Here is a 10694-nt window from a genome sequence, read left to right as displayed (position 1 = left end):
TTTTGAACCAAGCGAGGTTGTGCAACGGGCCTTACCAGATGTAAAAGAACGGGTCCTTAATGTGCTTCGACAATGGGGCGTACAAGTAGAACCGAAATTATAGGAGTATATATGATTGAAAATTACAACAATGTAAGGGCTGTATTAAATGAATTGCGTTTAGCTCTTAAAAATTTGCGTGAAACAGGAGAAACCTATTCTATTTATATTGAAAAAACAGGCCTTACAGAGGAAGAACAAGTGGAAGTATTAGAAACACTTGGTCGTGGTCATATTACGATTAGTTTTAATGAAACAGATCAACCTGTAGAATGGTATGAATCTCAATTCTCAGGTATATGGATTGGTACCTTTAAAAATGGTCGAGATGACTCAATTTTACATACTGTAGAGGTAGCAAAATATCCTGTTGTTGCTGGTGCGTACGAAGAAGATATGGAAATGGCAGAAGAGGATTTACAATCCTGGATTGATGCTGCAGGACTATAATAGAAGAGGCCCTTTGAAGTGGATCCCGAAATTAGACATGATTTGGGGATCCATTTCATTTTTGGCCTCCCTTTTATTTATGGCCTTTGTTATATCAGTGAAATAAGTATCTCTTATATAAGTGAAACAAGTATCTTTTGTATAAGTGAAACATGTATCATTGTAAAAGTTATGAAATTGTATTATTATAAAAAGCCTCTTTTCTTTTAAGAGGGTTTTGTTAAATAAAAATTTTAATTCAAAATAGTGGGGCTAATTTAATAAAATAACTAAATTTTATATGAATATAAAATGAATTAAGGGTATTTTGGTGTGTTTTCTATCAAAAATCTATCTGATATTTTGATTAATAGTTTATAAAATTAGCAATAATCATTATTCCTTGATTTAGTAGAGAAATAAATTTATTTTATAATTAGCCTTATTGAGTAAAATTTCAAATAAATGAATGTATTATTGATATGATATGCTTATATATAAGCTAAATGAAGCGTGTTTTTAGTGATTTCTTAAAAAATAGCTTAATTACTGGGTTTATAAGTAGAATTTTACCTATTGTTAACCTTGATAATTTGCCTTAATTTACTAATTAACATAAAATATGTGAGTAAAATACTTTGGAGGATTTATGTTACTTTCTATTGTAGTACCTGTATATAACGAAGAGGAAAACATAGCAACTTTCTATGAAGCCGTCACAGAGGTTATGTCAGGTCTCACGTATGATTATGAACTAATCTACGTAGATGATGGATCTAGTGATTCGTCAGCTATGATATTACGTGAAATTGCATACAATGATAAACATGTGAAAGTGTTATTGCTTGCTCGTAACTTTGGGCATCAGACGGCACTTACTTGTGGTCTTGATTATGCTCATGGCGATGCAGTTATTACAATGGACGGTGATATGCAGCATCCACCGGCATTGATTCCTGAACTTGTTCGGTTGTGGGAATCTGGTTACGATGTGGTGCGCACCATTCGAGATTCAACTGAGGACGCTAGTTGGGCTAAATCCTTCACGTCTAAGTATTATTACAAACTAATGAACAAGATGGCTGATGTTCCTATTGTGGAAGGTGGATCTGATTTCCGCCTCATGAATAGTAAAGCATTAGGCACGTTGAAACGGTTTAGAGAACATGGTCGTTTCTTGCGCGGTATTGTCGGAGCCTTAGGGTATAGACAAGCTGAGTTGCACTTTGTAGCTCCACCTCGTTTTGCAGGGGTTTCAAAGTTTAGTGTGCGCAAAATGATTCGATTTGCTCTCGATGGGGTAACAGCCTTTTCTAGGGTTCCTTTACGGGCCGCCTTGTATGTAGGTGTACTCTGTGGTGGTATGAGCTTTTTGCTTATCTTACATCTGTTGTATGTATACCTTACAGGACAAGCCTTGAATGGGTGGACTACGTTGGGCGTATCAATCTTGTTTATTGGGGGGATTCAACTCGTCGGACTGGGAATTATTGGCGAGTATGTAGGTCGTATTTTTGAAGAGGTGAAGCAACGGCCTTTGTATTGGGTTAAGTCAGCTATAAATTTTGAAGAGCATGAAGAGGCTCCATTGTTGGGACCTAGTAGTGCAGATGTCTTTATAGCATCACAGACTTATACTAACAAACGCAAAGAAGACTAGCTGTATTTGTAGATGCAAATAAATAGACGGTTAGTATATTTTGAATAAATAACTTACTTTAAAAGTTTGGAAAGGAAGCATATGAAGTCAAAATATAGTAAGGTTAAAATAACGGCATTAACATTAACTTTTGTGTGTGCCACAACAGCCATGGTTGGCGCAACAACATTACAATATGGTGATAAAGGCAAAAGTGTTACAGCGGTTCAACAACAACTAATTAAACACGGTTATAATGCTACAGACAAAAATGGTGTATATGGTAAGGAAACGAAATGGGCAGTTCGTCTGTTCCAACAAGATCGTGGCCTTCCAGTGGACGGTATCGTAGGTCCTGCTACGTATAATGCATTGATGGGTGCTCCTCGTTCTACGAAGGCAGTATTGACTCAAAATGCAGCGACTAAAGCAGTAGCAACGAAATCCGCTTTTACAAACAGCAACGCGACATCCCGTCGTATCGCTGGTCAATCCATTAATGGCAAAAACGTTAAATTAAATAATATTACGAAAAATGAAACACCTAGCAGCATTCACGCTATCTTGGCGGAAGCTGACAAATACCGTGGTGTACCATATGTATTTGGCGGTACTACTCCAAGTGGTTTCGACTGCTCTGGTTACGTTAAATATGTATTCGAAAAACAAGGTATTTCCTTACCTCGTTTAGCGGACGAACAATATAACGTAGGTGTTGAGGTTTCTCGTGCGAACTTGAAAGCAGGGGATTTGGTATTCTTCGAAACATACGAGCCAGGTCCATCTCACTCCGGTATTTATATTGGTGATGGCAAGTTCATCAGCGCCACTTCCAGTCGTGGTGTTGCAGTAGCTGACCTTGATACTGGCTATTGGGGCGAACGCTACATCGGCGCGAAACGCGTTGTGCGCTAATTTCATAACTAGCTATAAAAGAGGCTATACGAATCAATTATGTTCTGTTGATTTGTATAACCTCTTTTTCTGTTTTTATAGCCTTATAAGTCATCTCTATACATGGATTTTATCTCGTTTTTACGATATAATGAAGAGTAAATAATTTTAGGAGGAATATACACATGAAGGGTAATGAGCTGCGTCAAGCATATTTGGAGTTTTTTGAAAGTAAAGGACATTTAAAATTAGATACTTTTTCTCTTATTCCAGAAAATGATCCATCTTTATTATTGATCGGGGCAGGTATGGCGCCATTAAAGCCTTTCTTTACAGGTAAATTGGTACCTCCTTGTCATCGTATTACAACAAGCCAAACATGTATGCGTACAGGTGACCTTGAGAACGTAGGTCGCACAGCGCGTCACCATACATTCTTTGAAATGCTTGGTAACTTCTCTTTTGGTGATTACTTCAAAAAAGAAGCTATCCATTGGGCATGGGAGTTCTTAACTGAGGTTATTAAACTCGATAAAAATAGATTATATGTTACTGTATATCCAGATGACCAAGAGGCATATGATACTTGGCATAAGGAGTGTGGTGTAGAAGAAAGCCATATCTCCCGTTTAGAAGACAACTTCTGGGAAATCGGTGAAGGCCCATGCGGTCCAGATAGCGAAATCTTCTTTGACCAAGGTCCTGAACATGGTTGTGATGATCCTAACTGTGCACCAGGTTGTGATTGCGATCGCTACCTTGAAATTTGGAACCTTGTATTTACACAATTTAATAAAATGCCAGATGGTTCCTATGAGCCATTACAACATAAAAACATTGATACAGGCGCCGGCCTTGAGCGATTGGCTTCCGTATTACAAGGTTGCAGAACTAACTTTGAAACAGATTTAATTTTCCCAATCATCGAAGCGACTGCAAAACGCGCTGGTGTTACTTACAATGATAATCCAAATACGGACGTATCTTTGAAAGTTATTGCTGACCACGCTCGTGCTGTAACCGCATTGATCTCTGATGGTGTATTGCCATCTAACGAAGGCCGCGGTTATGTATTGCGTCGTATCTTGCGCCGTGCTGTACGTCATGGTCGTTTATTAGGTATTGAAGGTATCTTCTTAACTCCACTAGTTGATGTAGTAGTAGATATTCTTGGTCCTGGTATTAAATCCATTGCTGAGAAAAAAGACTTCGTTAAACGTGTTGTTCAAAACGAAGAAGAACGCTTTAACCAAACATTGGAACAAGGTCTTGAGTTGTTGAACTCCTTGATCGACACATTGGCTGCTGAAAAAGCAACTGTAGTTCCTGGTTCTGAAGTATTTAAATTATATGATACATATGGATTCCCTTGGGAATTAACAGAAGAAATCGCGTCTGAACGCGGTTTTACAATCGACCATGAAGGCTTTGAAGCTGCTATGAAAGAGCAACGTGAACGCGCTCGTGAAGCTCGTGTTAAAGAAGATGCGAAGGTAGCAACACCGGACATTACATTCTTGAAAGACGAAGAGCTTCTTGAAGATGAGTCTGTAAAAGCATCTTCTGTGTTGATGGTAGGTAAAGGGGCTGAACGTTTACAAACAGCTGCTGACGGCGATGAAATTACGATTATCGTACGCACTACTCCATTCCATGCAGAAGGGGGCGGTCAATTAGGCGATACAGGCTTCATCGTAGGCCCAATGGGTAAAGTAGAGGTTCATAATACTAAACGCTTACCTGAAGGTACTGTATACCATATCGGTACAGTTGTAGAAGGTTCCATCTCTGAAGGTGATGACGTAGCTCTTGAAGTAGATACAAACCGTCGCTCTGCGATGGCTCGTAACCATACAGCAACTCACTTGTTACATGCAGCTTTGAAACAAATCTTAGGCGACCACGTGAACCAAGCGGGCTCCTTAGTAACTCCAGATTACTTGCGTTTCGATTTCACGCATTTCTCTCCTGTAACACAAGAGGAACTTGATCAAATCGAAGCTCTAGTAAATGAAGAGATTCTTAAAGCTACTGACCTTGCTATTGCTGAAATGTCCATGGACGAAGCAAAAGAAAAAGGTGCTATGGCGCTCTTTGGTGATAAATATGGCGACGTAGTTCGCGTTGTAGAGGTTCCAGGCTTCTCCGTTGAATTATGCGGTGGTTCTCACGTAGGTAATACTGCCTTCGTAGGCTCCTTCCGTTTAACTTCTGAAGCTGGTATCGGTTCTGGCGTACGTCGTATTGAAGCTATCACTGGTCGTGCAGCTCTCGATGCGGCTAAACAAGATCGCTTGACTATCGAACGCATGGCGGGCGAACTTAAAACTAAAGCTCCTCAAGTAGAAGAACGTTTACATCAAGTATTGTCAGAAGCTAAAGAAACTGCTAAAGAATTAGAACAAATTCGCAAAGAAGTTTCTGCTGCAGGCGCTGCTGATATCATTGCTGGTAAAGTTATGATTGGCGACGTTCCATTTGTAGCAGCTGCTGTAAAAGCTTCCTCTATCGATGAATTACGCGACTTAGCAGATATGGGTCTTGATAAATTAAATGGCTCTGGTGTAGTTCTCGTAGGTGCTGCTATGGGTGACGATAAAGTTAACTTTGTATGTAAAGTATCTAAAGATGTCGTTGCTAAGGGCGCTAAAGCTGGCAACATCGTAAAAGCTGCAGCTCAAGTAGCTGGTGGTAATGGCGGTGGCCGTCCAGATATGGCTCAAGCAGGCGGCAAAGAACCAGCTAAATTGATGGAAGCATTAAAAGCTGGTGGTGATGAATTAACATCTATGTTACAATAGGCATATAATTTTATAATTATATTTCTATCTGTTATAGAAAAAATTCATAATGCATAAAAAGTTAATGACTATGTACCTTTGATTCAAGTATAATAGTAGGCGAGGTTTCACTTTCACAGGTGAAGCCCGCCAATGTAATAAAAAGGAGGGATACAATGAAAGTTTCTGATGAAACCATGTTATTCCGTAAAGTAGACGATGAACCGATGACAGCTGAAGAAGTTCTGACTCGTGTTTATCAATCTATTCAAGAAAAAGGTTACAATCCAATCAATCAAATTTTAGGTTATCTAATCTCTGGTGACCCAGCGTACATTACTAGTTATAATAATGCACGTTCTGACATTCGTCGCTTAGAACGTGATGATTTGATTGAGGAATTGTTGAAAGAATACGCAAAGGCTAAACAATTATAATGAGAATTATGTCATTAGACGTGGGCAGCCGTACTATCGGTATTGCCTGTAGCGATGCACTGCTCATGACTGCACAAGGTATTGAAACCATTCGTAGAACATCTCTTGAAAAAGACTTTAATCGCTTACAAGAACTCATTGCTGAATATGAAGTACATGAGCTTGTAGTAGGTATGCCGAAGAATATGAATGGTACAAAAGGTGAACGAGCTGAAAAGACTGAAGAATTCGTTGAGAAGATGAAAGAAGTCATCGATTTACCTGTTTCATATTGGGATGAGCGGTTATCTACGGTTATGGCTGAACGCCAACTCATTGCAGCTGACGTAAGTCGTAAAAAGCGTAAATCCGTTATTGATAAAATGGCAGCGGTTGTAATTTTGCAAGGATACTTAGATCGCTTGCAGTTCAATAAATAAATCTTTTTTTCCACAAGGAGGGTTTCCAATGGTTGACCAAAACTTTGAAGGTGAAGTGTATTATTTAGAATTCGAAGACGAAAACGGCAATAAACAATACTTCACAGAAGATGTTGTTCTAAACCATGAAGGTCGTGAGTATGCAGTTCTTGTACATGTACAAGATGAAGAGGCAGACCACGAAGGTCAAGATGACACATACATGATCTTGGCTAGCATCGAAAAAAATGAAGAAGGCGTAGAAGAATACGTACCTTTAGATGAAGAAGATGAAGTTTTTGAAACTCTAGTAAAATTGTATGAAGAAATGGGTGAAGACGAATAATCGTCTTTAACATAAATCTAGCGTATTGCGTTGAGCAATGCGCTATTTTTATGTTTGAATATAGATAGTATTGAATTATAAACTAAGGTATTCATTCATATTATTAGCATGACAAAAAACTATAATTGATATATCACATAAGCAGAGAGAAATAAGGTGCTTAATGCCCTTTCGGGTAGGGGAAATATAGAGTTTATGGTATAATAAAGTGATATATACTGTTATGTTACAGAAAGGAACTCAACGACGTGAGAAAAGCCTTAAGATATATTCTAATTCTAGCTATTGTTGGTGTATTGATTATCGGTGGTGGTCTTGGTGCATTATACCTTGTACCAAATACCTTCGCTCAAGATGATGGCACCCAAGTTCTAGTTATAGAAAAGGGCCAAACGGGCTCTGAAATTGCAGATATGCTCTTTGAAAGAGGTCTTATTCGCTCCACTCAAGGTTTTAAACTTTGGTTATACTTGAGCGGTACTAATGACAAACTTCAAACTGGTCACTATCAAATTCCTAATAAGGTAACTGTGCGCGAACTCATTTCTTTATTACAAGAAGGTCATGTAGAATCGATTCGTGTTACCATTCCTGAAGGATATACCGTTGGGGATATTGCTATCGTTCTAGAAAAAAATCAAATCATGAAAGCAAAGGACTTCTTAGCAGAAGCAAAAACCTTTGTACCATACCCATACATGAAGGGCACAAGACCAGCTACATATCCTGTAGAAGGTTTCTTGTTCCCAAGTACGTATGAAATCCCTGTTGGAGCTACACCTCGTGATGTTATCCAAATGATGGCTGACGAAATGAATCGTTACCTCACCCCAGCTGTGAAGAAACAAATTCAAGCTCAGCATATGAGTATTCATGACTTTGTTACATTGGCGTCTATCGTTGAACGTGAGTCTTTGTTTGATGCAGATCGTCCTACTATTGCAGGGGTATTCAAAAAGCGGTTGGCTCATGGTATTCCATTACAATCTGATGCGACAATTTCCTATGTACTTGGTTATGCTAAGGAAAATGTAACGATTGGTGATACTCAACTACAAAGCCCATATAATACATATGTATCTAAAGGCTTACCACCAGGACCAATTGCTAACCCTGGCAAAAAATCTTTAGATGCTGTATTACATTCTGAAAATACAGATTACTTGTACTTCGTAGCTGATAAAGAAGGTCATAATCACTTCTCTAAAACATACGAAGAGCACTTAGCGGCGGTTAATAAGATTTATGGCGCTGATACAGCCGCAGCTCCTTCTGCTAGCACAGAAGTGGCTGCACAAGCCGGTCCTAACTATGACGTAGCTGTAGCCACTACAGAGCCTGACTACAACTATAGTTCTGCAGAAGCGGTTGAAGCGGATTCTCAATATGTTGACGTTGAACCTACGTATAAATACACGCCAACAACTGTTCCAGCAGCTGAGGTTCCAGCTCCTGTACCTGCTCCAACACAAAATCAAACACCAGTTCAAGTTACACCAGCTACTCCATCTTATGGTAATAGCTCTAACAATAACACGTATGTACCGACTACAAATCGTGCACCAGAAACGACTCCATATGTAGCTCCAAGTACACAAGAGGTACCACGCATTGAAGTGAAACCAGCTGAAACAGTTGATCGTTCTACGTTGGTAGTTCCTAGTGGTAATAGCAATAAATAATGTAGGAGATTTAGTCTACTTTCATGACATTAAATGATATTTTAAATGAACAGCGCATTTACGCGATGATTAACGATGTGCCGATTCTACGAGAATCTGAGGTTCATCTATTTGAAGAATTAATAGGTTTGTACCGGCCCACCTCTGTGTTAGAGGTGGGCACCGCCATTGGTTACTCCGCTTTATTGATGGCTCCGCTACTCGATAAAGAGGAGGGACACATTACATCTATTGAATTAGATGATGTACGTCACGAGATGGCGAAATATTATATTAACCAATCCGATTATGCTGATAAAATTACATTGCTGAAAGGCAATGCGTCTCAAGTCTTAACGGAACTCACTGGTGAATATGATCTAGTGTTCTTAGATGGTCCTAAGGGGCAATATCTTAAACAGCTAGAGCTTATTTTGCGGCATGTGAAAGAAGGGGGCGTTATCCTAGCGGACAATGTACTCTTTAGAGGCTATGTAAGGGGCGATAAGGAGCCGCCAAAACGGTTCAAAACTATCGTAAAACGGTTAAAAGAATACTTAACATTTGTTGAAAATAAAGAATTGTTTAACACTACCATTTACCCTATGGGTGATGGCATGAGTGTGAGTGTGTGGAAAGGGCACAACAAATAATGGCAGAACATTTTATGGAATTGCTTTGTCCTGCAGGGAATATGGACAAGCTAAAAATGGCTATTCGCTACGGTGCGGATGCCGTATATTGCGCAGGTAAACGTTTTGGCTTGCGCGCAGGTAACTCTAATTTCTCCGACGAGGAATTAAAGGAAGCTGTAGAGTTCGTACATGCTCATGGTAAAAAGATCCATGTTACATGTAATATTATTCCTCACAACGAGGACTTTGAAGGTTTAGAGGACTATTTGAAATTCCTTGAAAGTATCGGTGTTGATGCGATCATCGTTGCCGATATGGGCATCTTTAGTCTTGCTAAACGCGTAGCTCCAGGCCTTGAACTTCACGTAAGTACACAAGCATCTACTACAAACTGGCACACAGTTCAAATGTGGAAAGAGCTTGGTGCTACACGCGTAGTAGCTGCTCGTGAAGTATCCTTGGCAGACCTTAAAGAAATGAAGGAGAATGTAGATATTGAAATCGAATCCTTCGTACATGGTTCTATGTGTATTTCTTATTCTGGTCGTTGTCTATTGTCTAACTATATGACAGGCAATCGTGATGCGAACCGTGGTCAATGCTCTCAATCTTGCCGTTGGAAATACTCCCTTGTGGAATCTAATCGACCTGGTGAATACTATCCGATCGAGGAAGATGAGCATGGCACATATATCTTTAACTCTAAAGATTTGTGTTTGATTCACCGCATTCCTGATTTATACGAAGCTGGTGTAGACAGTCTAAAAATCGAAGGCCGTATGAAATCTGTTCACTACTGCGCAACAGTAGCAAAGGTTTACCGTACAGCGATTGATACATACCTTAAAGAAGGTAAAGATTGGTACGTTCGTCCAGAATGGATTGCAGAATTAGAAAAGATTTCTCACCGTCCATATACAGATGGCTTTGCAGAAGGTCGTCCTGATGAAACAGCTCAAAACTACGGTAAATCTACTAACACACAAAGCCATGACTTCATCGGCTTAGTTATGGGCTACAACGAAGAAGAAAAATACGTTGATCTTGAACAACGGAACAACTTCAAAGTAGGCGATAAAGTAGAATTCTGCCAACCTAAAGGGGACCTTGTAGAAACTGTAATTGAAAAAATGACAGACGAAGACGGGAACCCAATCGAGGTAGCACCTCATGCGCAAATGAAAGTTCGTATCTACATGGATACACCACTTGAGCCGTACTCCATGATGCGCCGTGAGTGTAAGCCTAAAGCGGAGTAATTATGAGTGGTACACCTTTAGAACCGAGTAAATCTATCGGTGCATTTTCAGATGTACCAGATTTAGAAACCTCCGGAGAGGAAGCGTATGTGTACTTTCACATAGATCCTACACATACGAATTTCATCAATCGCATCATTGAAGGCTATGAATACTTAGGTGTTATGACCTCTGTAG

The 10694-nt window shown here is 39.5% G+C and carries 10 protein-coding genes and 2 pseudogenes; all 12 read left to right on the top strand.

The window, feature by feature from the left end; genetic code table 11:
* Nucleotides 1-103, top strand: a pseudogene (locus Q0F90_RS09220) (hydrogenase HupD); the annotation flags it as partial.
* Nucleotides 104-111: 8 nt separating this feature from the next.
* Nucleotides 112-489 (top strand): hydrogenase expression/formation C-terminal domain-containing protein, encoded by a 378-nt coding sequence (locus Q0F90_RS04540; protein WP_009351019.1) that lies wholly within the window; start codon nt 112-114, stop codon nt 487-489.
* A gap of 628 nt (nt 490-1117) precedes the next feature.
* A complete protein-coding gene (locus Q0F90_RS04535; protein ID WP_296003752.1) occupies nt 1118-2128 on the top strand; it encodes a glycosyltransferase family 2 protein in 1011 nt (336 codons plus the stop codon).
* A gap of 81 nt (nt 2129-2209) precedes the next feature.
* Nucleotides 2210-3022, top strand: coding sequence for a C40 family peptidase (locus Q0F90_RS04530; RefSeq protein ID WP_008714242.1), 813 nt, complete (start codon nt 2210-2212; stop codon nt 3020-3022).
* Nucleotides 3023-3186: 164 nt separating this feature from the next.
* The gene (gene alaS, locus Q0F90_RS04525) at nt 3187-5802 is read left to right on the top strand and encodes an alanine--tRNA ligase (protein ID WP_296003750.1); all 2616 of its coding nucleotides are present in this window, start codon (nt 3187-3189) and stop codon (nt 5800-5802) included.
* Between the two features lie 155 nt (nt 5803-5957).
* Nucleotides 5958-6218, top strand: a complete 261-nt coding sequence (locus tag Q0F90_RS04520) for an IreB family regulatory phosphoprotein (RefSeq protein WP_009351224.1) — start codon at nt 5958-5960, stop codon at nt 6216-6218.
* The gene (ruvX, locus tag Q0F90_RS04515) at nt 6218-6637 is read left to right on the top strand and encodes a Holliday junction resolvase RuvX (RefSeq protein ID WP_005386119.1); all 420 of its coding nucleotides are present in this window, start codon (nt 6218-6220) and stop codon (nt 6635-6637) included. Before Q0F90_RS04520 ends, ruvX begins: the two co-directional genes overlap by 1 nt.
* 28 nt (nt 6638-6665) lie before the next feature.
* On the top strand, nt 6666-6962 hold the full coding sequence (locus Q0F90_RS04510) for a DUF1292 domain-containing protein (protein ID WP_296003748.1): 297 nt from the start codon (nt 6666-6668) through the stop codon (nt 6960-6962).
* Nucleotides 6963-7210: 248 nt separating this feature from the next.
* Complete coding sequence (mltG, locus tag Q0F90_RS04505; protein WP_296003746.1) at nt 7211-8644, top strand: endolytic transglycosylase MltG; 1434 nt, start codon at nt 7211-7213, stop codon at nt 8642-8644.
* 23 nt (nt 8645-8667) lie between these two features.
* Complete coding sequence (locus Q0F90_RS04500) at nt 8668-9276, top strand: O-methyltransferase (RefSeq protein ID WP_296003744.1); 609 nt, start codon at nt 8668-8670, stop codon at nt 9274-9276.
* Nucleotides 9276-10517: a U32 family peptidase gene (locus Q0F90_RS04495; protein ID WP_296003742.1), complete on the top strand. Its 1242-nt coding sequence runs from the start codon at nt 9276-9278 to the stop codon at nt 10515-10517. Before Q0F90_RS04500 ends, Q0F90_RS04495 begins: the two co-directional genes overlap by 1 nt.
* Before the next feature lie 2 nt (nt 10518-10519).
* Nucleotides 10520-10694 (top strand): annotated as a pseudogene (locus tag Q0F90_RS04490) (DUF4911 domain-containing protein); the annotation flags it as partial.

Source organism: uncultured Veillonella sp. (assembly GCF_934190855.1).
GTDB lineage: Bacteria > Bacillota > Negativicutes > Veillonellales > Veillonellaceae > Veillonella.
This window is presented reverse-complemented; position numbering and strand designations above follow the sequence as displayed.